The sequence below is a fragment of the Variovorax raffinosi genome (genome assembly GCF_051216615.1).
Taxonomy (GTDB): Bacteria; Pseudomonadota; Gammaproteobacteria; order Burkholderiales; family Burkholderiaceae_C; genus Variovorax.
Genome location: NZ_JBPJZR010000005.1, coordinates 230618 through 255068 on the forward strand (window position 1 = coordinate 230618; position 24451 = coordinate 255068).

General features: G+C 67.7%; 26 protein-coding genes. 15 read left to right on the forward strand and 11 right to left on the reverse strand.

Translation table 11 applies throughout. The annotated features are described in order from the left end of the window. Positions 1-86 precede the first annotated feature (86 nt). Positions 87-776, forward strand: a complete 690-nt coding sequence (locus ACSFB7_RS17530; RefSeq protein WP_435472309.1) for a phosphatase PAP2 family protein — start codon at positions 87-89, stop codon at positions 774-776. A 9-nt stretch (positions 777-785) separates the two neighbouring features. Here the strand turns inward: ACSFB7_RS17530 and ACSFB7_RS17535 are convergent, their stop codons facing one another. After that, entirely contained in the window at positions 786-1238 is a 453-nt protein-coding gene (locus ACSFB7_RS17535) for a GlcG/HbpS family heme-binding protein (protein WP_435472311.1), read from the reverse strand. Between the two features lie 89 nt (positions 1239-1327). On the opposite strand from ACSFB7_RS17535, the gene ACSFB7_RS17540 reads away from it, so the two are divergent. Further along, the gene (locus tag ACSFB7_RS17540; RefSeq protein WP_435472313.1) at positions 1328-2230 is read left to right on the forward strand and encodes a LysR family transcriptional regulator; all 903 of its coding nucleotides are present in this window, start codon (positions 1328-1330) and stop codon (positions 2228-2230) included. 20 nt (positions 2231-2250) lie between these two features. On the opposite strand, the gene ACSFB7_RS17545 is transcribed toward ACSFB7_RS17540, so the two are convergent. Then, positions 2251-3342 carry a GntG family PLP-dependent aldolase gene (locus ACSFB7_RS17545; RefSeq protein WP_435472315.1) on the reverse strand — a complete coding sequence of 364 codons (1092 nt, stop codon included), beginning with the start codon at positions 3340-3342 and terminating at the stop codon, positions 2251-2253. Continuing rightward, positions 3339-4331: a tripartite tricarboxylate transporter substrate binding protein gene (locus ACSFB7_RS17550; RefSeq protein WP_435472317.1), complete on the reverse strand. Its 993-nt coding sequence runs from the start codon at positions 4329-4331 to the stop codon at positions 3339-3341. The genes ACSFB7_RS17545 and ACSFB7_RS17550 overlap by 4 nt, the downstream gene beginning before the upstream one ends. A 125-nt stretch (positions 4332-4456) precedes the next feature. Between ACSFB7_RS17550 and ACSFB7_RS17555 the strand changes: the two genes are divergently transcribed. Next, the gene (locus ACSFB7_RS17555) at positions 4457-5338 is read left to right on the forward strand and encodes a LysR family transcriptional regulator (RefSeq protein ID WP_435472319.1); all 882 of its coding nucleotides are present in this window, start codon (positions 4457-4459) and stop codon (positions 5336-5338) included. 7 nt (positions 5339-5345) lie between these two features. Here the strand turns inward: ACSFB7_RS17555 and lpxO are convergent, their stop codons facing one another. The 3 genes from lpxO to ACSFB7_RS17570 form a co-directional block, all read right to left on the reverse strand. Then, positions 5346-6242 carry a lipid A hydroxylase LpxO gene (lpxO, locus tag ACSFB7_RS17560; protein ID WP_435472321.1) on the reverse strand — a complete coding sequence of 299 codons (897 nt, stop codon included), beginning with the start codon at positions 6240-6242 and terminating at the stop codon, positions 5346-5348. Positions 6243-6338: 96 nt separating this feature from the next. After that, positions 6339-7766 carry a sensor histidine kinase gene (locus tag ACSFB7_RS17565; protein WP_435472323.1) on the reverse strand — a complete coding sequence of 476 codons (1428 nt, stop codon included), beginning with the start codon at positions 7764-7766 and terminating at the stop codon, positions 6339-6341. Further along, positions 7763-8446, reverse strand: a complete 684-nt coding sequence (locus ACSFB7_RS17570; protein WP_093238458.1) for a response regulator — start codon at positions 8444-8446, stop codon at positions 7763-7765. Before ACSFB7_RS17570 ends, ACSFB7_RS17565 begins: the two co-directional genes overlap by 4 nt. 129 nt (positions 8447-8575) lie before the next feature. Between ACSFB7_RS17570 and ACSFB7_RS17575 the strand changes: the two genes are divergently transcribed. Then, complete coding sequence (locus ACSFB7_RS17575; protein ID WP_435472325.1) at positions 8576-9718, forward strand: alpha/beta fold hydrolase; 1143 nt, start codon at positions 8576-8578, stop codon at positions 9716-9718. A 31-nt stretch (positions 9719-9749) separates the two neighbouring features. Here the strand turns inward: ACSFB7_RS17575 and ACSFB7_RS17580 are convergent, their stop codons facing one another. Beyond that, positions 9750-10622: an NAD(P)-dependent oxidoreductase gene (locus ACSFB7_RS17580; protein ID WP_435472327.1), complete on the reverse strand. Its 873-nt coding sequence runs from the start codon at positions 10620-10622 to the stop codon at positions 9750-9752. Between the two features lie 114 nt (positions 10623-10736). Between ACSFB7_RS17580 and ACSFB7_RS17585 the strand changes: the two genes are divergently transcribed. After that, complete coding sequence (locus ACSFB7_RS17585; protein WP_435472329.1) at positions 10737-11090, forward strand: winged helix-turn-helix transcriptional regulator; 354 nt, start codon at positions 10737-10739, stop codon at positions 11088-11090. Between the two features lie 22 nt (positions 11091-11112). Then, entirely contained in the window at positions 11113-12300 is a 1188-nt protein-coding gene (locus ACSFB7_RS17590) for a serine hydrolase domain-containing protein (RefSeq protein ID WP_435472331.1), read from the forward strand. 16 nt (positions 12301-12316) lie between these two features. Here ACSFB7_RS17590 and ACSFB7_RS17595 read toward each other — a convergent pair whose 3' ends face one another. From ACSFB7_RS17595 to ACSFB7_RS17605, 3 genes are read right to left on the reverse strand one after another with little or no spacing between them, the layout of a single operon-like run. Continuing rightward, positions 12317-12718, reverse strand: coding sequence for an OsmC family protein (locus ACSFB7_RS17595; protein ID WP_435472333.1), 402 nt, complete (start codon positions 12716-12718; stop codon positions 12317-12319). 28 nt (positions 12719-12746) lie between these two features. Next, entirely contained in the window at positions 12747-13235 is a 489-nt protein-coding gene (locus tag ACSFB7_RS17600; RefSeq protein ID WP_435472335.1) for a GNAT family N-acetyltransferase, read from the reverse strand. Between the two features lie 25 nt (positions 13236-13260). Beyond that, entirely contained in the window at positions 13261-13728 is a 468-nt protein-coding gene (locus ACSFB7_RS17605; protein WP_435472337.1) for a winged helix-turn-helix transcriptional regulator, read from the reverse strand. A 128-nt stretch (positions 13729-13856) separates the two neighbouring features. Here ACSFB7_RS17605 and ACSFB7_RS17610 point away from each other — a divergent pair, with 128 nt between their 5' ends. Beyond that, entirely contained in the window at positions 13857-15158 is a 1302-nt protein-coding gene (locus tag ACSFB7_RS17610) for a D-amino acid dehydrogenase (protein ID WP_435472339.1), read from the forward strand. 343 nt (positions 15159-15501) lie between these two features. Here the strand turns inward: ACSFB7_RS17610 and ACSFB7_RS17615 are convergent, their stop codons facing one another. Continuing rightward, positions 15502-16584, reverse strand: coding sequence for an aromatic ring-hydroxylating dioxygenase subunit alpha (locus tag ACSFB7_RS17615; protein WP_435472341.1), 1083 nt, complete (start codon positions 16582-16584; stop codon positions 15502-15504). Between the two features lie 350 nt (positions 16585-16934). Between ACSFB7_RS17615 and ACSFB7_RS17620 the strand changes: the two genes are divergently transcribed. The 8 genes from ACSFB7_RS17620 (at position 16935) to lplT (ending at position 24427) form a co-directional block, all read left to right on the forward strand. After that, on the forward strand, positions 16935-17975 hold the full coding sequence (locus ACSFB7_RS17620; RefSeq protein ID WP_435472343.1) for an ABC transporter substrate-binding protein: 1041 nt from the start codon (positions 16935-16937) through the stop codon (positions 17973-17975). Continuing rightward, positions 17972-18493 (forward strand): nucleoside deaminase, encoded by a 522-nt coding sequence (locus tag ACSFB7_RS17625; protein ID WP_435472345.1) that lies wholly within the window; start codon positions 17972-17974, stop codon positions 18491-18493. Before ACSFB7_RS17620 ends, ACSFB7_RS17625 begins: the two co-directional genes overlap by 4 nt. Positions 18494-18525: 32 nt before the next feature. Next, the gene (locus ACSFB7_RS17630) at positions 18526-19356 is read left to right on the forward strand and encodes an urease accessory protein UreD (protein WP_435472347.1); all 831 of its coding nucleotides are present in this window, start codon (positions 18526-18528) and stop codon (positions 19354-19356) included. Positions 19357-19469: 113 nt separating this feature from the next. Then, positions 19470-20366, forward strand: coding sequence for an iron-containing redox enzyme family protein (locus ACSFB7_RS17635; protein WP_435472349.1), 897 nt, complete (start codon positions 19470-19472; stop codon positions 20364-20366). After that, on the forward strand, positions 20360-21310 hold the full coding sequence (locus ACSFB7_RS17640; RefSeq protein ID WP_435472351.1) for a methyltransferase: 951 nt from the start codon (positions 20360-20362) through the stop codon (positions 21308-21310). The genes ACSFB7_RS17635 and ACSFB7_RS17640 overlap by 7 nt, the downstream gene beginning before the upstream one ends. After that, positions 21310-22404, forward strand: coding sequence for a hypothetical protein (locus ACSFB7_RS17645; protein WP_435472353.1), 1095 nt, complete (start codon positions 21310-21312; stop codon positions 22402-22404). Before ACSFB7_RS17640 ends, ACSFB7_RS17645 begins: the two co-directional genes overlap by 1 nt. An 8-nt stretch (positions 22405-22412) precedes the next feature. After that, positions 22413-23228 (forward strand): GNAT family N-acetyltransferase, encoded by an 816-nt coding sequence (locus ACSFB7_RS17650; protein ID WP_435472355.1) that lies wholly within the window; start codon positions 22413-22415, stop codon positions 23226-23228. Then, complete coding sequence (gene lplT / locus ACSFB7_RS17655; protein ID WP_435472357.1) at positions 23225-24427, forward strand: lysophospholipid transporter LplT; 1203 nt, start codon at positions 23225-23227, stop codon at positions 24425-24427. Before ACSFB7_RS17650 ends, lplT begins: the two co-directional genes overlap by 4 nt. The last annotated feature ends 24 nt before the right edge of the window (positions 24428-24451 follow it).

A 24451-nucleotide genomic window follows, 5' to 3' on the forward strand; every position in this document is an offset into this window, starting at 1 on the left:
CTAGGAGAGACATTGCAATGAAGGCGCAATGTTCGCGCAATGCACGCGCATAAGCTGTGCCGTTTCGTCCTACTGAAGCTGCATCGGTGACATCCCGCCCCGCGAGCCCCTCCTTCCTGCCTGCCGTGCCCTGGTACATGGCATTGGGACAGCGGATCGCCGCGCTCTGGCTGGTCAAGATGATCGGCACCACGCTCGGCATCTCGGGCTTTTTCTTCCTGTACTTCTGGGTGATGCACAACCCGCCGTCGGAGCCGACGGTGATGCCGCTCACGCCGCTGGACCACTGGGTCGGCGTGAGCGACGACGCCATGCTGCTGTACGGCTCGCTGTGGTTCTACATCTCGCTGGCCCCGGCCCTGGCGAAGGACAAGGCCGAACTGTGGGCCTGCGCGCGCGACGCCGCGATCATGGCGGCCGTGGGGCTGGTGGTCTTCTGGCTCTTTCCGACCACAGTACCGGTGTTTCCGGTGGACTGGGCGCAGTACCCGGCGCTGCAGTTCCTCAAGGCCACCGACGTGGGCGGCAATGCCTTCCCTTCGTTGCACGTCGCGTTCGCGGTGCTCACCGCCGTGCTGCTGGGGCGCCAGTTGCGCAGCGTGAAGGCGCCCGCGTGGACGCATGCGGTGAATGTGCTGTGGTCGCTCGGCATCGTCTACTCGACGCTGGCGACGCGGCAGCACGTGCTGATCGACGTGCTCGGCGGCACGCTGCTCGCGGGCGTGATCAGCTGGGCCGGAACCACGCGCGACTGGCTGGTCTGGAACGAAGCCTGAGCCGAGTCGTCAGGCGACGGCCTGCGCGCCCACGGCCGCCACCCGCGCATCCTGCGTCGACTGCATGCCCGAGACGCCGATGGCGCCGATCAGTTGCCCGCCGTGCATCAGCGGCAAGCCGCCTTCGAGCGGGCACGCGCCTTCGGTGGCGAGCAGCCGCAAGTTCAGGCCGCCCGCGGCCAGCGCTTCCTCGAACACGCGCGTCGGCCGCTTGAAGCGCACGGTGCTGCGGGCCTTGGCCTGCGCGATCTCCACGCTGCCGGTCTGCGCATGGTCCATCTTGTGCAGCAGCACGAGGTTGGCGGCGCTGTCCATCACGGCGATCACCATGGGCCAGCCGTTGGCGCGGGCTTCGGCCTCGGCGGTGGCGGCCACTCGGCGCGCCACATCGAGGGACACGGGCGCGCCGTAGGGAATGAAGGGTTGTTGTAGTTGCTGTTGCGGCGGTGGCGCGATGTTCATGCGAAGTCCTTGGAAGATGAAACGAACGATGCGTTGAACAATAGCGACGGGCAGAATCAACCGCCATTCCCCAAACCTTCGCATCTGTTGTGCACGAATCGCCAGCTCACCCCCACGACGCCGCGCTCGCCTCGCTCACCTGGGACGACATCCGCTATTTCGTGGCGGTGGCGCGCGAAGGCAGCCTGTCGGGCGCGGCGCGGCAGTTGCGCGTCGAGCATTCGACGGTGGCGCGCAGGGTCGGCGCGCTGGAGTCGCACATCGGCGTGCGCCTGTTCGATCGCCTGCCGCGAAGCTGGGCTCTGACCGGCGAGGGCGAAGCGCTGCTCGCGCCCGCCGAGCGGCTGGAGCAGGAGGTGATGGCCTTCGCGCGCGCCGCCGCAGCCAGCACCGCCGCGCAGGGCACCGTTCGGGTTTCCGCGCCGCCGGCCTTTGCCAGCCACTTCATCGTGCCGCTGTGGGCCGCACAGGCCGAACGGTGGCCGGGCATCGAACTGGACATCGTGGGCGAGCTGCGCAGCGCCAACCTGCAGCGGCGCGACGCGGACATCGCACTGCGCTTCATGCGCCCGACCGAGCCCGGCCTTGCGGCGCGCAAGCTCGGCGAGCTGTCGTTCAGGCTGTACGCCGCACCGGCATGGCTGTCACGGCCCGAAGCCGACTGGCGCTTCCTGGGCTACAGCGATCCGCCCGGCAATGTGCCGCACCAGCAGTTGCTGGCCGAGATCGCGGGCGAACGGCCTTTCGTGCTGCGCAGCAACGACCTGACGGCACTGCACAACGCCTGCCGCGGCGGCCTCGGGCTTGCGATGCTGCCGGACTTCATGGCGCGAGGCGACGCGCTGCTGGCCGAGGTGCCCGGCGAAGGCCGGCCGGCCATGCGGGAGATATGGAGCGTGGTGCACCCCGATGTGAGGCGCTCGCCGCGCGTGCGGGCCGTGGCCGACGCGCTGGCGGAAATGGTCGGCGCCCACGCCGGGCGCCTGACCTGAGCCCGGACGTCAGCCGAGGTTCAGGCCGCTGAACCGCGCGCATCCCGCGCGGCCTTCGCGGCCACCGCCGCAAAGGACTGCATGGCCCGGTCGACCTCGCGCTCACCCACATGGCGATGCGTGACGCAGCGCAGCCGCTGCCGGCCCCAGGGGCGAACCAGCACGCCCAGGCGGTGCAGCTCGAGCGCCCATTGCGCCGCGTCCAACCCCGTGGCGCTCACATCGACCTGCACGATGTTGGTCTGCGGTTCGTTGGTGGAAAGCCCCTGGACCTGGCGGATGCCCTGCGCGAGCCGCCGGGCGGCCGCATGATCGTCGGCAAGCCGCTCCACCATGGAGGTGATCGCAACCAGCCCCGCCGCCGCCACGACGCCCACTTGACGCTGGCTGCCGCCGAGCATCTTCCTGAGCGACCTGGCGCGCTCGATGGTGCCGGTCGACCCGGCCAGCACGGCCCCCATGGGCGCGCTCAGGCCCTTGGAAAGACAGAGCGACACCGTGTCGGTGAAGGCGGTGATTTCCGCGGCCGGCACGCCCAAGGCAACCGCGGCATTCATCAGCCGCGCACCGTCGAGGTGGACGCATGCGCCCACGCGCTTCGATGCCTCGAACACGGCCTGCATGTGAGCGAGCGGCAGCACCGCGCCGCCGGCGTTGTTGTGCGAGCTTTCCAGGCACACGACGCCCGCGCGAAGCTTGTAGCGCCCAGGTGCGAGCGCGTCGGCGAGCCGGTCCAGATCCATCGCGCCGTCGACGCCGGCAATGCCTTCGTAGAAGGTTCCGGTCAGGGCACCCGCGCCGCGTTCGGTCACGTAGATGTGCGAGGCCGCCTCGGCCAGCACCAGCTGCTGGCGCTCGGCCTGCGCAAGGATCGCCAGCAGGTTGGCCATGGTTGCGCTGGGCACGTACAGCGCGGCCTGCTTGCCCAACAAGGTCGCCGTGGCCGCTTCCAGCGCCAGCGCCGTCGGGTCGCCGTCGAGCCCGTCGTCGCCCAGCGGGGCGGATGCGATGCGCTCGTACATGGCCGGCGTGGGCCGCGTCACAGTGTCGCTGCGCAGGTCCACGGGAGGGAGCCCGGCCGAGGCCGCAGTGGTGGTGGTGGCTTGCGTCATTCAGCCGTCGCGCCGGACGCTTTCACGACCTCCGCCCATTTTTTTCGTTCGCTGTTGAGGAACGCGTCAAACGCTTCCGGCGTGCCCGTGCGCACATAGATGCCGCGGGTGGCGAGGTTGGCCCGGACGTCCGGTGTATCGAGCACGCGGTTGATTTCCCGGTTCATGGTCCGGACGATGTTGTCCGGCGTCCTGGCGGGCACAACAACACCGTAGAGCGTGTAGTACTCGAAGCCCTTGAACCCGCTCTCGATGAAGGTGGGCACCTCGGGCAGCGACGCGTCCCTCGTGCCTGAGGTCACCGCCAGCGCGCGCAGCTTGCGGTCCTTGATCAACGGCAGCGCGGACACCAGGGAGGAAATGTAGAAGTCGACCTGTCCACCCAGCATGTCCGTCATTGCCGGGCCACCTCCCTTGTAGGGCACGTGCAGCAGGCTGGCACCCGTGGCAACGCGCAGGTTCTCGGCCACCAGGTGGCCCACGGTGCCGTTGCCGGACGATGCATAGGCCAGCGGCTTTTTCTTCGCACCCGCCAGCAGTGACGCCAGGCTGTCGAACGGACTGTTGGCATTCACGACCAGCACCGACACGCCGGTGCCCACCAGCGCGACCGGCGCAAGGTCCTTCACGGGGTCGAAGCTCAGCTTTTTATAAAGGAACTGGTTGACCGTGAGGTTGCTGGTTTCGCCAAGCACGGCGGTGTAGCCGTCGGGCGGCGACTTGGCGCCGAACTCCAGGCCGATGTTGTTGCCTGCGCCGGGCTTGGTGTCGACGATGACCTGCCACTTGGCCTGGTCGCCCAGCTTGGCCGCGAGCAGGCGGGCGACAGCGTCGGTGCCGCCGCCCGGAGGGCTCGGCGAGACGAGATGGATGGGCCGCTCGGGCACCCACGCTGCGGCGGCATGTGCCTGCCACGCAGCCAGCGCGATGGCGAGCATGCAGGTCAGCCGCTTGGCGTGCGTGACAGCGTGGCGTCGGGTCGGTTTCATGGCAGGTGCTTCCAGTCTGGCTGAGGGGGTGAATCCACGCGGATCGAGGTGGCAACAAGGCGATCCTAGGCACGCCATAGAATGAGTAAAGCGATATATACAAATCTCAACTGTGAGAATTTTTCATGAATCTCGCCCTGCTGGTCACGCTGCGCACCATCATCGAGCAGGGCAGCTTCACCGCTGCTGCCGGGGTCGTCGGTTGCAGCCCGAGCGCGGTCAGCCTGCAGGTCAAGCAGCTGGAACAGTATTTCGGCCAGCCGCTGTTCGACCGCTCGACGCGCGTGATGCTGCCGACGGCTTTCGCCCGTGAGGTTGTGGATGCCGTGGGCGACTTCTCCGACCGGCTGCAGACGCTGCGCTCCCGCCCGGTGGTGGACGTCGCGGGGCGCGTCAGGGTGGGGGTGATCACCAGCATGCAGAGCGACGTGCTGCCACAGGCGCTGCATGCGCTGCGCCAACGGCACCCGTCGCTCGATGTCGTAGTGCCGCCGCTGAACGACAGCGATGAACTGATCTCGGAACTGAAGGCCGCGCGGCTGGACGTGGCCTTGCTGGTGCGTCCTGAATCGGGCGGCTCGCGCCGGTTGATCTGGCGCGAACTGCATCGCCAGCCCTATGTGATGCTGGCCCCACCGAACGCCGCCGGAAAGAACGCCAGGCAACTGCTGGAGACGCATGACTGGGTCGGTTACGACCTGTCCCTGGCGGGCGGCCGCGTCGCGGCGCGGTATGTGCGCAGCCTGATGCCGAGCGCACGCTGCGTGATGGAGTTGCGCTCGATGGACGCCATCGTCGCGATGGTCGCCCAGGGCCTGGGAGTCTCCGTGGTTCCCCAGCCAAGGCGCCCGCTGGTGCGCGCCTACGCGGTACGCGAGGTGAGCCTCGGAAGCCGGGCTCCCTTCAGGAAGCTCTCCCTTGTCTGGCGAAGCTCGGACGAAGGCAGCCGCAACGTGGAGGCGGTAGCGCAGGCGTTCGCCACCGTGTTCGACGCACGCCCGACCTGAGCCTTGCCTACCAGAAGATCCAGAGCGCAAGGCCGCCGAAGATGGCCCACTTCACGAGGTAGTACGCGCGCTTGTCCCAGGCCTTCAGGCGCTTGCCGACCACGCGGATCTGGTAGATGTACTTGAAGGCGCGGTTGATGCCGCCCGTCTTGTCGCCCGCGTCGTTGGGCGAGCTGGCGGCGGCCAGCAGGTTCTTGGCGAACCAGCGGTTCACCACGCTGGCCCAGCGGTACTTCAGCGGGCGCTCGATGTCGCAGAACAGGATCACGCGGTCGTGGTCGGTGGTGTTCTCGGCATAGTGGATGAAGGTTTCGTCGAACACCACGGCTTCGCCGTCGCGCCAGTGGTAGCGCTGGCCGTCCACGTCGATGTAGCAGCCTTCGACGCCGGGCGTCCACAGGCCCAGGTGGTAGCGCAGCGAGCCGGCGAAGGGGTCGCGGTGGCGCACGAGGCGGCTGCCGGGTGGCAGCTCGGCGAACATGGCTGCCTTGATGGTGCCGATGCCCTTGAGCAGCTCGGTCGTGCGCGGGCACAGCACCGCCGCCGAGGGATGAGCCTCGTCGTACCACTTCAGGTAGAAGCGCTTCCAGCCGCTCTTGAAGAAGGAGTTGAAGCCCACGTCGTTGAACTGGCTCGATGCCTTGATGCTGCCGCCGTTGCGCATGGCCAGCGCTTCTTCGCGGATGACTTCCCAGTTCTCTTCGAGGATGCGCATTTCGGGGAACTGCGCGGGCGACAGGTACGGCGTACCCGGCACCTTCGAGAAAAGGTACATGAAAACGTTCAGCGGGGCGAGGAAGGTCGAGTGGTCAGAGAGCTGTCTGAAAAACTTGTGCCGGACCTGGCCGCGGAAATGAACGTAGAGCGCGCTGAGCGCGAAGATAGCAAGAATGACCCACTTCATTTTTGAAAGTGTCCTGTAGAGCGCACCGGCTAGTGTAAATCGGGGCCCCGAAACGGACCTGACCAGGCCCTTTGGCCACACCCCGCAGGGGATGTTTCAGCTGCAGAGCATGGGCTGGGGCGCGTCGGCCATGGCCAGCGGCAGCCGCACGGAGGCCAGCAGGCCGCCCCCCGGCGCTTCGCCCAGCACCACTTCGCCGCCGTGCTTGTCGACCACCGACTTGACGATGGCCAGCCCCAGGCCGCTGCCGCTCTGGTTCTGGTCGGGGTTGCGGAAGAACCGGTCGAACACCCGCTCGCGCAGCGCGGCCGGGATGCCGGGGCCCTGGTCAGCCACCGTCAGCAGGGCCTGCTGCCCGTCCTGGGCCACGTGCACCATGACCGTTCCGCCCGGCGGGCTGTACTTGATGGCGTTGTTGATGAGGTTGTCGATCATCGAGACCAGGCTCTCGCGCTCGCCCAGCACCGGCACGCGGTCGTCGCTCACCAGTTCCAGCTCGACGTCGCGGGCGCTGGCCAGGCCTTCGATCATGGCGAGCCTGTCCTGCACCAGCGCGTCGAGCGACAGCATGACCGGCAAGGCGCTGTCGGAGACGGCGTCGCTGCGCATGAGCTGCAGCAACTGGCCCACCAGCCGCGCCGCGCGGTCGTTGCTTCGCAGCAGATTGCCCATCAACTCGCGCTGGCCCTCGTCGGTGCTCTGCTCTTTCAGCGCCTCCACGTTCACGCGCATCGCCGCCAACGGCGTGCGCAGCTCGTGCGCCGCATCGGCGATCAGGCTGCGTTCGCGCGAGGTGCTGTCGCGCACCCGCTGCAGCAGGCTGTTGATGCTGTGCACCAGCGGCTTCAGTTCCTTGTGGGGCGGCGCATACGACAGCGGTGTCAGGTCGTTGGGGCCGCGCTCGGAAGTTTCCTTGCTCACCTGCCGCCACGGACGCAGCGCCAGCCGCACCGACAGCCAGGCCGGAAAGATCAGGAACGGCAGGCTGATGACCAGCGGCAGCAGGTAGAAGCCCCGGTTGATGACTGTGACCGTCAGCCGCCAGACGCTGGGCTCGGCCAGCATCACGCTGGTGTCGGAGTTGGGCGACTGCAGCGTGCGCGCACGCCACTCGCGCCCGCCCGCCTTGACGGTCTCGATGAGGTTCGGCGCCGAATTCAAGATGACGGGCACCGCCGCCGTCGAACGGTAGATCAGCTTGCCGCGTTGCCACACCTGCATGACGGGCGAGGTGTCGGAGGCGGCATCGCCGTCACCCACGGTTTCGAGCAGCGCGGCGTCGAAGGCCGCGAGCGTTTCCTGCTGCTTGTCGGGGCGATCGACCAGGTTCTGCGCGATCGAGGTCACGGTCTGGTAGATCTTGTCGTACTTCAGCAGCTCCGGGTCTTCGTAGGAGTCGTACAGCAGCAGCGCAATCGCCATGGTCCACAGCAGGGCGACCACGCCCATCTGCGCCAGCAGCAGGCGCCGCATCAGGGAAGGTTGTGCCCAGTTCTTCCAGCGCTGCGCCAGCGCCTGCATCATTTGGGGCTGCTCCGCACCAGCGATTGCACGTCGATCACATAACCGATGCCACGCACCGTGCGGATGTAGCCCTGGCCGATCTTGCGGCGCAGGTTGGAGATATGCACTTCGAGCGAGTTGCTGCCGTTGGCCTGGCCACCGGGCAGCACCTGCTCTTCCATCACGCGGCGCGTGACCACGCGGCCGGTGCGCTTGAGCAGCAGCGCCAGCAGGTCGAATTCGCAGCGCGACAGTTCCACCGGCTCGCCGTCGACGATCACGCCGCGTGTGGGCTCGTGCAGCGCCAGGCCGCGCATGCGGATGGTCTCGTCGTTGAAGCCGTAGCTGCGGCGGGCCAGCGCCCGCACACGCGACAGCAGCTCGGCCAACGCGAAGGGCTTGACGAGATAGTCGTCTGCGCCGTCGTCCAGGCTGCGCAGGCGGTCGTTGAGCGCGTCACGCGCGCTCAGCACCAGCACCGGCAGGATCTGGCGGTCGCGGCGCAGGCGGAACAGCAGGTCGAGTCCGTCGCCATCGGGCAGGCCCAGGTCGAGCAGCACCATGTCGAAGGTGCCGCCATCAAGGGTGCGCAGTGCGTCGTCGAGGCGGCGGACCCACACCACGTCCATGCCCTGGTTGGCCAGCGCAATGCGCACGCCGTTGCCGAGATCTAGGTCGTCCTCAACAAGCAAAAGATTCATGGGTCTCCACGCGAACTCGCCCGATTTCGGGATAAGGGCCGAAGTATCTGCCAAGCACCAACCACGCACTTCAGGAAATCTTCATGAATGCTGCAGGGGTTCTTCAGGTACGAAAACGACACTGAATCGATGCCTCACACACGGAACTTCGACGTCAATCGCTCCCCTGTCCAGCCGCTTCGGCCCACCCGGTTCCAGCCCGGCCGAAGAGACATCCTGCGTACCTTGGCACTCACCGGCGTGGCCGGCCTCGCAGCCTGCGGCCGCAGCAGCGCCCCTCATGTGGGAGTGGGCAGCAGCGCCGGCCACGGCCCGGTATCCGTGACCGACCGCCGCGTGAAAGTGTCGACCGCGCCCGATGTCTCATTGCAGGTGCGCGACTGGCAGCGCCCCGGCGCCACCGGGCCGACCATTGTGCTGCTGGCGGGCCTGGGCGGCAATGCGCGGTGTTTCGACAGCCTGGCGCCCGCGCTGGCCTCCCGCTCGCGCGTGGTGGCGATCAGCCGGCGCGGCTACGGCCAGTCAGACAAGCCGCTGCCGGTGAAGACGGCCACCCAGCATTACGAGGTGGACACGCTCACCTCCGACCTGAAGGCGGTGCTCGACGAACTGGGCCTGCTGCGCGTGGTGCTCGGCGGCCATTCGATCGCGGGCAACGAACTGACGCGCTTTGCGGGGCGCCACCCCGAGCGGGTGCGCGGGCTCATCTACCTGGACACCAGCTTCGACTACACCGTGAGCGGCGACACCGGCGGCGAGGAGCCCCCGCTCAACCGGCGGCTCGACGAACCCAGGCCGGGCCCCAAGGACGGCCGTTCGCTGGAGGCGGCCATTGCCTTCAACCGGCGCAAGACCAAGAACTGGTGGCCCGCGCTCGAAGCGAACCTGCTCGATGCCGTCGACCTGCGCGCCGACGGCAGCGTGCGCATGAACACACCCGAGGACATCGACACCGCCATGGACACCGCCGCCCACAACTTCTCGCCCGACTACCGGGCCGTGCGCGCGCCCTCGCTGGTCGTGACCGCCCTGCCGGCCGACAACCGCGACCTGTTTCCCTGGCTCGAACTGCCGCTCGATGCAAAGACGGCGAAAGACGCGGCGGACTACCTGCGCATCTTCCGGCACGCACGCATCTCGGACTCGAACCGCCTCATGACCGCGCTGAACACGCCGCATCGCCTGACCCTCGACAACTGCGGCCACACCGACTTCTACATGGAGCGCGAAGCCGAGGTGTTGCGGGCGATCCAGTTCATGACATGGGCTTGAACATCAACGCCCATTCCCTGCGGTGCTCCATCTATTGACGCAACAGCTTGATCAGCGCCGCCAGTTCCTCGCCACCGAGTCCCGCCGCGTCGGCCCGCTTGAAAAGGCCCGACGCAAAGGCCGGAAACTCGCTGTTGATGTTCGCCTCTTGCGCCGCCTGCAGGATGCGCTGCGTCGCCTCGACCGAAATGCGCATCGGGCTTTGCGAGATCGTGAAGTCGCCGGACTGGATCACGGAGCCTTCATGCTGAAGGAAGGCCGCGAAGGTCGGCATGATGCCCGCGACGATGCGGCCGAACTCGGCCACGTCGAAGCCTTCGTGCTCGGCAATGCGCGCGCCATGCAGAAAGCCGAGCATCGTGCCGTAGATGGTGGACAGCGTGGCCAGGTCCATGGCCGCCGCCGCGCTGGCCTTTTCGCCCAGGTAGACGATGCCGCCGGCCAGCACCTTCAGCCACGGCTCGGCCTCGTTGAACACGCCTTGCGCGCCGGACACCAGCAGCGGCGTGTCAGGGCGGCCCATCTGGTCCGGCGCGGCCTGGATCGCGCCTTCGAGGTACGCGGCGCCGTGCCGGTGCGCCCAGCCTTCGGCGTCGCGCGCATCGCGCGGGCTGCCGGTGGTCAGTTGCACCAGCAGGCGGCCGTCCATGGCAGCCGCAACACCGTCCATCGCAAAGATGGCTTCTGCGGCGCGGTAGTCGTACACGCACATCACGGCGACGCGGCTGGCGCGAAACGCCTCGGCCGCGCTGCGCGCCAGCACGGCGCCCTTGGCCACCAGTGCATCGGCCTTGTCCGCCGTGCGGTTCCACACCGTGACCTTGTAGCCCTGGTCCAGGTAGATCTGTGCAATGACGAGGCCCATGGCGCCCAGGCCCAGAACGGAAACTTCCTTGTTGCTCATGACGATTTGTTCGCAGGTTGTGATGACGCCCGCATCGTAGAAATTTCGCATCCCAACGGTCAAGTACCTACAATAAAGTAAGGTACTTACTTAAACGACAGTAATGGAACCCTCATGAAGTCCAAGAAGCCTTACAACTGCGGTATCGGTCCCGCGTTCGACGTCATCGGCGGCAAGTGGAAAGCGGTGATCCTCTGGGAGCTGCACGCCAAGCCCTGCCGCTTCGGCGAACTGAAGCGGCTGCTGCCCGCCATCAGCGAGAAGATGCTGATCCAGCAACTGCGCGAGCTGGAAACCGACGGCATCGTCCACCGCGAGGTGTTCCATGAAGTGCCGCCGCGCGTCGAATATTCCGAGACCAAGATGGGCGCAACGCTCAACGCAGCGCTCGGCCCACTGGCCGATTGGGGCGACCTCTACGCCAAGCGCGTGGATGCCGCGCGCAAGAAGGCCGAAGCGGCGAAGTGATCGCGCAAGCCGGTAGAACCACATGCCATCGCTGCTGAAGATTTCATCGGCCGTGTTCTTCGCGGCCCTGCAGCTTTCGCCCGGCCTGGCACTGGCGCAATCGACCTGCGCGCCCTCGCCCGTCTACGTCGGTCCGCCGATGCGTTCGGCGCCCGAGGCGGTGTGGCGCAAGGACTTCGGCCGCCCCATCGATGGCGAACTCCCCGCCGAGTTGCAAAAGACCCTGGGCGATGCGCTCGACAGGATGCTCCAGCACGTGCCCGCCGCCAGCGTGGCGGTCGCGATTCCGGGCGAAGGCATGTGGTCCGCCACGCGCGGAATGGCGAACAAGGCATCGTCCACACCGGTCGTTGCCGACCAGGCCTTCCAGGTCGCCAGCACGGCCAAGACCTTCACGGCGGCCGTGGTGCTGCAACTCGTCAACGAGGGCAAGCTGAAGCTCGGCGACACCATCGACCACTGGTTTCCCGATGCGCCGAATGCGCGGCTCATCACCATCGAGCAATTGCTGCGGCACACGAACGGGCTGGTGAGCTTCAACGCGCTGCCTTCGTTCGGCACGAAGTACCGCCCGCCCGCCGAGATCATCGCGCTCGGCACCGCGCAGCCGCCCCAGTTCTGCCCCGGCACGGGCTGGAGCTACACCAACACCGGCTACGCGATGCTCGGCGTGATCGTCGAGAAGATCGAAGGCATACCGCTGTCCGACGTGCTCGCCAAGCGGCTGCTGCAGCCGCTGTCGCTCTCCCACACGGTGATGCGCCAGCCCGGCGTCGCGCTGCCCGTGGTGGCGGGGCATGCGACCGGCCGCCCCGTCGACGCGCCGGACCAGTACGCCACGCCCTACGCAGCCGGCGCGCTGGCATCGACCGCGAGCGACCTCGTGCACTTCTGGCATGCGCTGCTGGCCGGACAGGTGCTGCCCGCGCAGACGGTGCACCGCATGTTCACCGACATGCCGCCGATGCTCGGGCCCTATGCCGGGAGCAATGCCTTCTACGGCATGGGTGTGCAGTTGTACGACGTGCCCGACGGCCCCGGGCTGATGCTCGGCCACAGCGGCGGCATCGAGGGCTTCACGAGCATCGTGGCCTATGTGCCGGCCGACGACGTGTACATCGCCGTGTCGTTCAACGAGAAGAACGTGCCGGCGGAAGCGGGCCTGTGGGCGCTGCTGCGTGCCCTGCGGGCCTACCGCGTGCTGCGCTGATCGATCAATCAATTAATCAATCAGCCCAGCCGGTCTCGATCTCGGTCTTCACCTCGGTCATGAGCTTGTGGATCGGGCACTTGCCCGCCACGCGCAGCAGCTCGTCGCGCTGCACGTCGGTCAGGTCACCGGTCAGGCGCAGGCCCGACTTCAAGCGGTAGACGCCCTTGCGTTCCTCGCTGTCGTCGCGGTCGACCACCACTTCGATGTCTTCCACCGGAATGCCCTTGCGGCGCGCATAGATCAACACCGTCAGCGCCTTGCAGGCGGCCAGCGATGCGTCGTACAGGTCGTGCGGCGTCGGGCCGCCATCGCTGCCGCCGCCCTCCGGCGAGGCGTCAACCGGAATCTCGTGGCTGCGGATCTTGAGGATGTGGCGCGTGCCGGTGGTGCCGTCGCGGTGGATCGAAATGCTCATGCCGGTGTCCTTGGTGAAGGGAAAGGGTTCAGGCGCCGAGCGGCTTCACGTACAGGATGGTCGTGAAGCCGCTGTGCCATTCGAGATCGGGGTAGCGGCCGGCCTCGCGGTAGCCGTACGCCGTGTAGAAGCCCTGGCTGCTTTCGTTGAAGGTGTCGGTTTCGAGCCGTGCCACTTCGACGCCCGCCGCGCGCATGCCGTCTTCGGCAAAGGCCATCAGCGCGCGGGCGATGCCCTTGCGCTGGTGCGCGGTGGGCACGTGCAGTGCATGCACGAAGTCGTGTTCCCAATGCACCATGCCGACCACTTCGCCGTCGATCTCGGCCACGAAGAAGGCGGTGCCCATCTGGTCGATGTAGCCGACCGGCTCGCCGCTGTCGCGGTAGGCCTGCAGGGCCTCGGGCGTGAGCTGCGGCTGCCAGGTGCTCGCGAAGGTGTCGTCGAGGATGGCCTTGACGGCGTCGAAGTCGGCGAGTTGCCAGGGACGGATGGTGATGGCGGCGGAGTCTTGTTGCATACGCTGGCGATGGTAGCCGCGGCGCTCAGCGGTCCACTGCGAGGATCAGCGTTTCCTTGATCTCTTCCATGACCACGTAGCTGTGCGATTCAGCCGCCACCGGCAGCTTCTTCAATATGTCGCCCAGCAGGTGCCGGTACTCGCTCATGCCGCTCAGGCGCGCCTTCACGAGGTAGTCGAAGCTGCCCGACACCAGATGGCATTCGAGCACTTCGGGCATGTGCAGCAGTTCCTGCTTCACCTTGTCGAACACGTCGCCCGACTTGGCCGACAGCTTGATTTCGACGAACACCAACAGCGTCTTGCCCAGCGCCTCGGGCGACACGCGCGCGTGGTAGCCGGTGATGACGCCGTCGCGTTCCATGCGCTTGACGCGCTCGGCGCAGGGCGAGGCCGACAGGCCGATGTGCTCGGCCAGCTCGGTCATGGAGACGCGGCCCTGGCGCTGCAGCAGGTCGAGGATCTTGCGGTCGATTCGGTCGAGTTCGGGCATTTCACTCCGCGCGTGGCATTGGAGGTTTCTCTGCAGTGGATTCCACCGTCAAACCTCCAAAAACGATGGAATTCACTGCATTGTGCACTTTAGATTCACATCATTCCATTTGAATCAGCGGATACACCATGAAAGTCATCGTTCTCGGCGGCGGCGTGATCGGCACCACCACGGCTTACTACCTCGCACGCTCCGGCGCCGAGGTCACCCTGCTCGACCGGCAGGCCGGCCCGGCGGAAGAAACCAGCTTCGGCAATGCCGGCCAGGTGTCGCCCGGCTACTCCACGCCGTGGGCCGCGCCGGGCATTCCGCTGAAGGCGATCAAGTGGATGTTCCAGAAGCACGCGCCGTTGTCGATCCGCCCCGACGGCACGCTCTACCAGTTGCGCTGGATGGCCGCGATGCTGCGCAACTGCTCGCCCGAGCGCTATGCGATCAACAAGGAACGCATGATGCGCGTGGCCGAATACAGCCGCGGCTGCCTGCAGCAGTTGCGCGCCGACACCGGCCTGCAGTACGAGCACCGCACCGGCGGCACGCTGCAACTGTTCCGCACGCAGGCGCAGCTCGATGCGGTGCAGCGCGACATCGCGGTGCTTGAAGAATGCGGCGTGCCTTATGAACTGCTCGACCGCGATGCGCTCGCCAGCGTCGAGCCCGCGCTGGCCGGCGCGCGCGACCGCCTCACGGGCGGCCTGCGCCTGCCCAACGACGAAACCGGCGACTGCCACCTGTTCACGCGCGGCCTGGCCGACATCGCACGCGGCCTGGGCGTGGACTTCCGCTTCGGCCAGACCATCGACGGCCTGGAAACCGACGGCGGTCGCATCACCGGCGTGCGCACCACCACCGGCAAGATCCTCACGGCCGACCGCTATGTGATGGCCTTCGGCAGCTACTCGCGCGCCGCCATCGCATCGTTGGGCCTCGACATCCCGGTCTACCCGGTCAAGGGCTATTCGCTCACCGTGCCGTTGGTCGATGAATCGCTCGCGCCGCAATCGACGGTGCTCGACGAGACCTACAAGGTCGCGGTCACCCGTTTCGACAACCGCATCCGCGTGGGCGGCATGGCCGAACTCGGCGGCTACGACCTGCGCCTGAATCCGAACCGCCGTGCCACGCTCGAGAAGGTGGTGAGCGACCTGTTCCCGGGCGGCGACCTGCCCAACGCCAGCTTCTGGACCGGCCTGCGCCCGATGACGCCCGACAGCACGCCCATCGTCGGCGCCACGCGCTATGCGAACCTGTTCCTCAACACCGGCCACGGCACGTTGGGCTGGACCATGGCCTGTGGCTCAGGCAAGCTCATCTCCGACATGGTGATGGGCCAGCGGCCGGAAATCCGCACCGACGGATTGGGCATGGACCGCTATGAGGAAACGTCGTCGCGCGGTACGCGTCCGAACCCCACGACCGCGCCTGCTTGACTTGCCGATTTGGTTGTTTGTTGGCGCTGCTGTTCAGGGCGGCACTCACGCCGACACGGTGCTCTTTTTCGCGAATGTCCCCCGCTTCGCTCCTCCTTTATTTCGCGAAAAAGAGCCCCGTATCGACGTGAGCGCTCAGAGCACTGGTTGATCGGCCGCAAACGCAGAGCGTGTCCCTGTGCGAATGACACCAGGTGCTCCCCGCAGCGAAATAAAGGAGGAGCGAAGCGGGGGACATTCGCGGAGGGGAGCTCCTGGTGTCATTCGCACGTACCCCGAATGAACCCGCACCCGCACCCGCACCCGAACAGCAGCGCTCAGAACAAGCAGCGCAGCAAGCCCCTCATGCAGCCTTGGCAATAGGAACAACCGCAGTACCCATACCGCGATAAACCTCAGCCTCACCATGCCTGGCAAGCAACTGCATCAGATGCTTGCGAATCAACATCCCAGGCCGATCCGACTCCATCGAATACTCGACCCCGCGCCGCCGCGTATCGACCAGCGCATCAGGGTCCGTCGACTCCAGGATGTCCTTGTCCTCCCGCGTGATCTCTTCGTCGAAATCGATCAGCATCTGCGCCGCGCAATCCGCCTCCGTGTCATTGCGAAACAGCCATTGGCACAACTGCATGCGGCCATCGTCGATGGGCGTGAAGCAGTTGATGATGATGTGGCGAATGCCCGAGGGGTACTCGATGTCGAGCCGGCGCGAAAACGGCAGGAAGTAAGCGTTGCGCATGTGGCGCGTGGTGATCGCATCGGTCACGCCGCTGATCGCGTGAAACTTCACCGGATTGTTCGCTTCGATCACCGTCTCCGCGTAGAAGCCCGACTCGTTCTCGACCAGCTCGTACTTGCTCGGCTTCGGGCTCGCGGCCACGCCGAAAGTGGCGCGGTGCACAAAGCTGAAGTGCGAGTTGTCGAAAGAGTTTTCGAGCGCGCGCATCGGGCTGGTCTGCCACTCCTCGTAGAACTGGAAGATGGTGCGATAGCCCGCGTCCTCGAACTCCGGAATCGCCGGAATGTCGGCAATGGGCTCTTCCAGCGCCACCCATGCATAGCCGTAGCGCGAAGTACAGCGGTAGGCCGTCGTGCGGTAGTCGGGCGAAATCTTGCGGTCGGCCTCGTACTGCGGAATCCGGATCACCTGCCCGCTGCGGTCGTAAGTCCAGCCGTGGTAGCCGCACTGGATGGCGCCCTGCCCGCAGGCCTTGCCTTCGCCATCCACGCACCAGCCCTTGGAGAGCTTCGCGGTGCGGTGGCAACAGCGGTCGCGCAGCGCGGCGGGCTGGCCGTCGGCGTCGATAAAGAGAACGATGTCTTCGCCCAGCAGCCTGAAAGGCTTGGGGCCGTGGGCCAGTTCGGTGAGCGGCATGACGGCATGCCAGAACTTGCGGAAGACGGGTTGTTGGGTAACGAGCATGCGCGGACTCCTTCGGTGTGCGTGTGGGGACGAACGTGAAAGAGCAATTTCCGACCGCGGTGCCTTCGGGATATCTGTTGTGAAGGCAAGGGGCTGAACGCTTCTACTCTGCGCCAGATGCCATGCAAATTGCGCGCCCGGATTGTGGCGCGCCCTCGCGGCCGATGCACGCACTTTCGCGCAAAGCCCGAGCGATTCGCCTTGGCATGCCTCCTGCAATACCCCCGGCAAGAGTAGAAGCGTTCAGCAGCGCACGCACCACCCGGGTGCGCCGCCCGGAAATTGCTCTTGAAGCGCCTTCTGCTGCCCTGCAGGGGGATTTTCAAGACCCACGATTCCGAGGCCCCACCATGCAACGCCGATCCTTTCTCGCGGCCACCACCTCCGCCGTCGCCGCATCGCTTGCCGCCCCTTCCGTACTGGCACAGGGCGGCGGCAAGCTCACCCCGCTCAAGTTCACGCTCGACTTCCGCATCAACGGGCAGACCGCGCCCTTCTTCCTCGCGCAAGCCAAGGGCTACTACAGGGACGAAGGCCTGGACGTGAGCATCGACACCGGCGCCGGCTCGGTCGCGTCGATCACGCGCATCGCCAGCGGTGTCTATCAACTGGGCCTGGGCGACATCAGCTCGCTGGTCGAGTTCAATGCGCAGAACCCCGGCACGCCGATGGTGCAGGCGGTGTACCAGTACTACAACCGCGCACCGTTCGTGATCATCGGCCGCAAGGACCGTGGCGTGACGGGTGACTTCAAGAGCCTCGCCGGCAAGAAGGTGGCAGCGGCTGCCGTCGAGTCGACCCGCCGTGCCTGGCCGATGGTGGCGCGCAAGCAAGGCATGCGCGCCGACGCCTTCCAGTGGCAGACCACCGACTTCAGCGCGCGCGACAACGTGATGGTGCGCGGCGACGTCGATGCCGCCACCTACTTCCACGATTCGGCCATCTCGCTCTTCGCGCGCATGAAGCCCGAAGAACTCTCGGTGCTGAAGTACGCGGACGCGGGCGTCAACCTTTATGGCAACGCGATCCTGGCGAGCAGCAACCTCATCGCGCAAAACCCGAAGGTGGTCGCCGCCTTCCTGCGCGCGACCAACCGCGCCATCGTCGAGACCTTTGCCAACCCCGCCCCCAGCATCGCCGCCATGCGCCAGCGCGAGCCCATCCTCGACGAGAAGATCGAGCTTGAACGCTGGGGCGTCACGGCGCAGTATGTGGGCGCGGCGGACACGCGCGGCCACGGCCTCGGTGACATCAAAAAGCTCACGCTCGAACAGCAGGTCGACGAAGTGGCCGATGTGTTCGGCCTGAAGGTCAAGCCCGCGTCCGACGCCATCTTCAACGGCACCATGCTCCCATCGCGCAGCGAACGAACGATCCCCACCAAGGCATGAACTCCAGCAACTCCACCACCTTCCCCGAAGAAACCACGCTTGACGAACGCGACGGCCGCTACCTGCGCAAGGCCATCGTCTGGTCGCACGCGGCGCGCCGACGCGGCAACCGGCCCTTCGGCTCGGTCATCGTCTCGGCCGCAGGCGAAGTGCTGGCCGAGGCCGGCAACAGCAACACCGAAACCGGCGACTGCACCGCCCATGCCGAGATCAATGCGCTGCGCGCGCTGGCCGGGCGCAACATCCCGCGCGAAGAACTCGCGGGCGCCACGCTCTACGCCTCGGGCGAACCCTGCGTGATGTGCGCGGGCGCGATCTTCTGGTCGAACATCGGCCGCGTCGTGTTCGGCATCGACGCCGAGCGCCTGCGCGTGTTCCGTGGCGAACGGCAAGACCAGCGCGATGCCGAACTGTCGTGCCGGGACGTGTTCCGCGCTTCGCCGCATCCGATCGAATGCATCGGGCCGGCTTTGATCGACGAAGCCAGCGCCGCGCACGACGGCGCCTGGAAGGTCTGACCGGACGCAAGACCGCGCACTAGACTCGCCGCATGCCCTGGCACGCCCGTCTCCATCTCGACTACCAAAAAGAAGCCGCCCGCACCGTCGCCCGTTTCCGGCACGACGGGCCGCTGCGCATCCTGCAGAGCCTCTACCCCGAAGGCGACACCGTCTGCCACAACGTGCTGGTGCATCCGCCGGGCGGCCTGGTGGGCGGCGACACGCTCGACATCGACATCGAGGCGGCCGACGGCAGCCACGGCCTGATCACCACGCCGGGCGCCTCGCGCTTCTACCGCTCCGAAGACGAACTGGCGCTGCAGCGCACGCGCATCCGGCTGGCGGCCGGCGCGCGGCTCGAATGGCTGCCGCTCGAAGCCATCTGCTACAGCGGCTGCCAGGCCGAGAACCGGTTGAACATCGAAGTCGAACCCGGCGCCGAGCTGATCGGCTGGGACGTCACCGCGCTCGGCCTGCCGAACGCCAACCAGCCCTTCGAGCGCGGCACCTACCTGCAGCACATCGAAGTGCCCGGCGTGTGGCTGGAGCGCGGGCGCATCGACGCGGCCGACCACCGGCTGCTGCAAAGCCCGCTCGGGCTGGGCGGGCACCGCTGCATGGCCTCGCTGTTCTTCGTGGCCGGCTCGCCGGTGGCACGCGCGCGTCGCGATGCGCTGCTCGCCCAGGCGCGCGACCTGCTCGATGCGCATGGCCTGCAGGACAGCGCGGGCGCCACCAGCCCGCACCCTGAAGTGGTGGTGCTGCGCGTGCTGGCCCCCGTGGTCGAGCCCGCCATGAAACTGCTGCGGCAGGTCTGGCTGGCATGGCGCAGCGAGCTGTGGCAACTGAACGCGGCCACCCCGCGCATCTGGGCAACCTGAAGGCCCCGAGGCCCCGGCCCTGCCCGGGGACGAATTTGTAGCCGCTGTCTGACGGACAGCCACGCCGCAAAGGCGCACGCTGCCCCTTCCCTGCTGGACAACAAGGAACGGCCATGTCTGCGCACGACACCCACAACGAGAAAAACACGCAGCTTCACCGGCGCCTGGCGAAATTCAACGCCGAACGGCTGCGGCTCGGTGTTCCCTCTGCACGGTGGCAGGAAGATCTGGCCCGCGAGCACGACTGCCGGCTGATGGAGGGCCACTACCTCGAAACCCTGCGCGCCATGGTGCAAGAGCAGGCCGCAGGCGCAGCGGGCAACGCAACGCACTTCATCGAATGGTTCCAGGCCCTCGAACACACCGGCCCCGGCCAGCAGCACCCGCTGTTCGACTGGCTGGCACACGAAGCCACGCTGCCGCAGATGCGCTGGTTCCTCACGCAGGAAGCGGCAGGCGAAGCGGGCTTCGAGGACCTGCTGGCCTACACCCAGGTCAAGCTGCCGCCGCAGCCCAAGCTCGAATGCGCGCGCAACTTCTGGGACGAGATGGGCCATGGCAAGCAGAGCGCGATGCACGGCCAGATGCTCGAACACATGGTGCGCGAACTCGACCTGCACCCGCGCATCGACACCACCGTGTGGGAATCGCTCGCGCTCGCCAACACCATGGTCGGCCTGGCGACCACGCGCCGCTACGGCTACCACGCCATCGGCGCGCTCGGCGTCATCGAACTCACGGCCCCCGGCCGCGTGAAGCAGGTGGCGGCCGGCATGCGCCGCCTGGGTCTGAGCGGCCGTGCGCGGGCCTACTTCGACCTGCATGGGGCGCTGGACGTGTCACATGCGCGCGCATGGATGCGCGAGGTGATCCACCCGCTGGTCGAGGCCGACCCGGCCTGCGGGCAGTTCATCGCCGAAGGCGCGCTCATGCGGCTGGTGTGCGGCGAGCGCTGCTTCGCGCGCTACAGCGACACCTTGCTGCGCACCGAAGAGGCGCTCGCATGCTGAATGCCGCCGGCGTGCTGCGCGAGGTGGCCGCCACCGGCTACCGCTTCACCACGGTCACGCCGCTCACCCACCAGCGCGTGATGGCCCGGCGCGGGCGCGAACCCGGCACCACGCTGCGGGACATCTTCGGCTGGAGCCTGCCGTTCGAGACCGGCGCCGTTTCGCCGTCGCTGCTGGCCGGCATGAAGGACGCCGGCATCGTGCGGCATTCGGGCGCGCTGCTGCAAAGCACCGTGCGCATCGCCAGCCTTGGCGACGACCTGTTCTTTCACTCGGCCTACCCGACCGTGCAGGAGAACGCGGTGTTCTTCGGGCCCGACACCAGCCGCTTCGCGCGCTTCGTCCGCCATGCCTTGCAGCCTCAGCGGGCGCACACGCCGCACCCGCTGCGCGTGCTGGACGTGGGCTGCGGCAGTGGCGCGGGCGGCATTGCCGCAGCACGCGCGCTGGCCGAAGCCGGCTTGTCGTCTGCGGTGGTCATGAACGACATCAACCCGCTGGCGCTGCAGTTCACCGCCGTCAACGCAGACGTGGCGCAAGTGCCGGTGACGCTGGCACAAGGCGATGCACTGTCGTCCGTCGAAGGCGACTTCGACCTCATCATCTCCAACCCGCCCTACCTCGACGATGCGGCGCAACGCGCGTACCGGCACGGCGGCACACGGCTCGGGCGGGCGCTCAGCGCGCGCATCGCGGCCGAGTCGCTGCGGCGGCTCGCACCGGGCGGGCAACTGCTGCTCTACACGGGCGTGGCCATCGTCGACGGGGAAGACCCCTTCATCGCGGAGATGCAGCCACTGCTGGAAGCCTCGGGCTGCGAATGGTCGTACGCGGAGATCGATCCCGATGTGTTCGGCGAAGAACTCGAGCGGCCGGTGTATGCGCACATCGACCGCATCGCGGCCGTCGGGCTCGTCGCCGCCCGCCGCGCGGGAGCTGCCTGATGGCCGCCGAACTCGACCTCGGCGTGGACACCGGCCGGCTGGCCGTGGTGCGCGAATGCAGCGTGCTCGAACGCATGCCCAAGTGGCTCATCTGCGTGCCGCTGGTCGTGCAGTGGCTGTGGCTCTCGCTGCGCTATGGCGGCGCCACCGTTCCGTCCGCCGCCAACCCGCACATCACCTCGGGCGGGCTGGTGGGCGAAGGCAAGCTCGAATATTTCAATGGCATGGGGCCGCTGGCGCGCTCGGTCACGGCCGACTACTGCGGGGTCTTCAACGACGGCTCGGCAACCGAAGCCTCGCTTCAGCAAGCCATGGCCGACAGCGGCCTCGCCTTCCCCGTGGTCGCCAAGCCGAACCTCGGCCTGTGCGGCTACGGCGTTCGCCTGCTGGCCGACATGGCCGCCCTGCAGGCCTACCTGCACGCATTCCCGCGCGATGAAACCGTGGTGCTGCAGCGCTACCTGCCGCAGGAAGGCGAAGCCGGCATCTTCTATGCGCGCGACCCGGTCAGCGGCCAGGGCCGCATCATCGGGCTGGCACTGCGCTACTTCCCGCGCGTGACGGGCGACGGCCACAGCACGGTGGCCGAACTGGTGGCCGCCGATGTGCGCGCGCGCCGCATCGCACGCTCGCCGCGCCACCAATGCAGCGTGCCGCCCGACAGCGTGCCCGCCGCCGGGCAGCAGGTGCGACTGGCCACCATCGGCTCGACCCGCGTGGGCGGGCTGTACCGCGACGGCGCTGCGCTCATCACGCCGGAGCTGGTGCGCGCCATCGATGCGGTCGCGCGCGACATGCCCGACTTTCACTTCGGGCGCTTCGACCTGCGCTATGACAGCCTGCGCGAGCTGGGCGCCGGGCGCGGCTTCACCCTGATGGAAATCAACGGTGCGGGCTCCGAAGCCATCGAAGCCTGGGACCCGGACACCGGCGTGCTGCAAGGCTTTCGCATGGTGTTCGCCAAGCAGCGGCTGCTGTTTTCCATTGGTGCGGCCCAACGCAAGGCCGGCGTGCGGCCGATCGGCCTGCTCGCGCTCGCACGGCTCAACCGGAGGCAGAATCGGCTGGTCGACCGGTACCCGCCCTCCAACTGAGTCATCGCATGCAGACGGAAACCCTCGCCCGGCACACCTCATCGCATCACTGGCCCGCCCGCACGCACGCGCCCCGGTTGCAGACGCACTGGGCCGACTGCGAGGACGAGGTGCGCGACGCCCAGCGCCTGCGCTACCGCGTCTTCGCACAGGAAATGGGCGCGCACCTGACACCGCCCGAGGGCACGCCGCCCGGCCTGGATGTCGACCGCTTCGATCCGTTCTGCGACCACCTGCTGGTGCGCGCCGTCGATCCGGTGCACGGGCCCGGCCCGCTCATCGGCACCTACCGCGTGCTGACGCCCGAGGCGGCGCGGCGCGCGGGCGGCTTCTACACCGACACCGAGTTCGACCTGGCACCGCTCGCGCCGCTGCGCGGCCGCGCGCTGGAGCTGGGCCGTTCGTGCGTCGATGCCGACTGGCGCTCGGGCAGCGTGATCATGGCGCTGTGGACCGCGCTGGGGCAGTACATGGTCGAGCACCGGCTCGACACCATGATCGGCTGCGCCAGCATCGGCATGGACGATCACGGCCTGACGGCCGCGCGGCTGTGGCACCGGCTGTGCCGCACGCACCTGGTCGAGCAGCGCTGGCGCGTCGAGCCCCGCGTCGCGCTGCCGCTGGACACCGACGCACAGGCCGATGACGACAGCAGCGACACCGCCCCGCCCCCGCTCATCAAGGGCTACCTGCGCTGCGGCGCGCGCCTGCTCGGCCCACCCGCGCTCGACCTGGCGTTCAACACCGCCGACCTGCCGCTGATGCTGCGCGTGGAGGACGTGGCACCGCGCTATCGCCAGCACTTCTTCGGCGCCCCCGCGTGACAGTGCACCTGCGTTCGCGGCGCGTGCTGGCCACGGTGGTCTCGGCCCAGTTCTTCAGCTCGCTGGCCGACAACGCGCTGCTGATCGTCGCCATCGACCTGCTCATGCAGCGCCACGCGCCGGGCTGGATGACGCCGGCGCTGCGGCTGTTCTTCTACCTGTCCTACGTGCTGCTGGCCGCCTTCGCGGGTGCGGTGGCCGACGCCGCGCCCAAGGGCCGTGTGCTGATGGTCACCAACCTCATCAAGCTCGGCGGCTGCGGCCTGCTGCTCCATGTGCAGCCGCTGGTGGCCTATGCGCTGGTCGGGCTGGGTGCGGCGGCCTACTCGCCGGCCAAGTACGGCATCCTGCCCGAGCTGCTGCCGCAGGACGCGCTGGTGGGCGCCAATGGCTGGGTCGAGGCGGCCACGGTGCTGTCGATCCTGTTCGGCGTGGCGCTCGGCAGCACGCTGGTCGGCAGCGGCCAGTCGCTGCTGGCCATCGGCGCGATCTACCTGCTGGCCGCCGCGTGCACGCTCGCGATTCCGCACAGCCCGGCGCGCAACCGCACGGCGCTGGCGCATCCAGTCGTGCTGCTGCGGGACTTCGGCCATTCGCTGGGCCTGCTGTGGCGCGACCCCGATGCGCGCATTTCGCTGGCCGTCACCAGCCTGTTCTGGGCGGCCTCGGCCACGCTGCAGTTCCTGGTGCTGCGCTTCGCCGCCGAACGGCTGGGCATGAGGCTGTCGCAAGGCGCGCTGCTGCAGATCGCGGTGGCGGTCGGCATGGCGATGGGCGCGCTGGGCGCATCGCGCTGGTTTCCGCTGCCGCGCGCCCTGCGTGCGCTGCCGCTGGGCGTCGTGCTCGGTGCGGTGGTGCTGCTGATGACGCTGGTCACGCAGCCCGTCGTCGCGGCCGTGCTGCTGGTGGTGATCGGCGCGTTCGCCGGCCTGCTGCTGGTGCCGATGAACGCGCTGCTGCAAAGCCGGGGCCTCTTGCGCATGAACCCGGGCCAATCGATCGCGGTGCAGAACTTCAACGAAAGCCTAGCCTCGCTGGCCATGCTCGGTGTGTACGGCGCGCTGATCTACTTCGAGGCGCCGCTGCTGCCCACGCTGGCGGGCCTCGGCGGCTTCCTGGTGCTGGCCATGGGCGGTATCTTCGTCTGGTCGCGGCGCCTGCGGCCGGCGCGCGACGCGCTCGCCGCCCAGAACGTGTAACGGGCGGGGATACCCGCCGCGCGG

Excerpts from the sequence above, each read along its gene's own strand:
- ACSFB7_RS17535 (WP_435472311.1), bottom strand. The coding sequence starts at position 1,238 with ATGAACATCGCGCCACCGCCGCAACAGCAACTACAACAACCCTTCATT.
- ACSFB7_RS17545 (WP_435472315.1), bottom strand. The coding sequence starts at position 3,342 with ATGACGCAAGCCACCACCACCACTGCGGCCTCGGCCGGGCTCCCTCCC.
- ACSFB7_RS17550 (WP_435472317.1), bottom strand. The coding sequence starts at position 4,331 with ATGAAACCGACCCGACGCCACGCTGTCACGCACGCCAAGCGGCTGACC.
- ACSFB7_RS17555 (WP_435472319.1), top strand. The coding sequence starts at position 4,457 with ATGAATCTCGCCCTGCTGGTCACGCTGCGCACCATCATCGAGCAGGGC.
- lpxO (WP_435472321.1), bottom strand. The coding sequence starts at position 6,242 with ATGAAGTGGGTCATTCTTGCTATCTTCGCGCTCAGCGCGCTCTACGTT.
- ACSFB7_RS17565 (WP_435472323.1), bottom strand. The coding sequence starts at position 7,766 with ATGATGCAGGCGCTGGCGCAGCGCTGGAAGAACTGGGCACAACCTTCC.
- ACSFB7_RS17570 (WP_093238458.1), bottom strand. The coding sequence starts at position 8,446 with ATGAATCTTTTGCTTGTTGAGGACGACCTAGATCTCGGCAACGGCGTG.
- ACSFB7_RS17575 (WP_435472325.1), top strand. The coding sequence starts at position 8,576 with ATGCCTCACACACGGAACTTCGACGTCAATCGCTCCCCTGTCCAGCCG.
- ACSFB7_RS17580 (WP_435472327.1), bottom strand. The coding sequence starts at position 10,622 with ATGAGCAACAAGGAAGTTTCCGTTCTGGGCCTGGGCGCCATGGGCCTC.
- ACSFB7_RS17585 (WP_435472329.1), top strand. The coding sequence starts at position 10,737 with ATGAAGTCCAAGAAGCCTTACAACTGCGGTATCGGTCCCGCGTTCGAC.
- ACSFB7_RS17590 (WP_435472331.1), top strand. The coding sequence starts at position 11,113 with ATGCCATCGCTGCTGAAGATTTCATCGGCCGTGTTCTTCGCGGCCCTG.
- ACSFB7_RS17595 (WP_435472333.1), bottom strand. The coding sequence starts at position 12,718 with ATGAGCATTTCGATCCACCGCGACGGCACCACCGGCACGCGCCACATC.
- ACSFB7_RS17600 (WP_435472335.1), bottom strand. The coding sequence starts at position 13,235 with ATGCAACAAGACTCCGCCGCCATCACCATCCGTCCCTGGCAACTCGCC.
- ACSFB7_RS17605 (WP_435472337.1), bottom strand. The coding sequence starts at position 13,728 with ATGCCCGAACTCGACCGAATCGACCGCAAGATCCTCGACCTGCTGCAG.
- ACSFB7_RS17610 (WP_435472339.1), top strand. The coding sequence starts at position 13,857 with ATGAAAGTCATCGTTCTCGGCGGCGGCGTGATCGGCACCACCACGGCT.
- ACSFB7_RS17615 (WP_435472341.1), bottom strand. The coding sequence starts at position 16,584 with ATGCTCGTTACCCAACAACCCGTCTTCCGCAAGTTCTGGCATGCCGTC.
- ACSFB7_RS17620 (WP_435472343.1), top strand. The coding sequence starts at position 16,935 with ATGCAACGCCGATCCTTTCTCGCGGCCACCACCTCCGCCGTCGCCGCA.
- ACSFB7_RS17625 (WP_435472345.1), top strand. The coding sequence starts at position 17,972 with ATGAACTCCAGCAACTCCACCACCTTCCCCGAAGAAACCACGCTTGAC.
- ACSFB7_RS17630 (WP_435472347.1), top strand. The coding sequence starts at position 18,526 with ATGCCCTGGCACGCCCGTCTCCATCTCGACTACCAAAAAGAAGCCGCC.
- ACSFB7_RS17635 (WP_435472349.1), top strand. The coding sequence starts at position 19,470 with ATGTCTGCGCACGACACCCACAACGAGAAAAACACGCAGCTTCACCGG.
- ACSFB7_RS17640 (WP_435472351.1), top strand. The coding sequence starts at position 20,360 with ATGCTGAATGCCGCCGGCGTGCTGCGCGAGGTGGCCGCCACCGGCTAC.
- ACSFB7_RS17645 (WP_435472353.1), top strand. The coding sequence starts at position 21,310 with ATGGCCGCCGAACTCGACCTCGGCGTGGACACCGGCCGGCTGGCCGTG.
- ACSFB7_RS17650 (WP_435472355.1), top strand. The coding sequence starts at position 22,413 with ATGCAGACGGAAACCCTCGCCCGGCACACCTCATCGCATCACTGGCCC.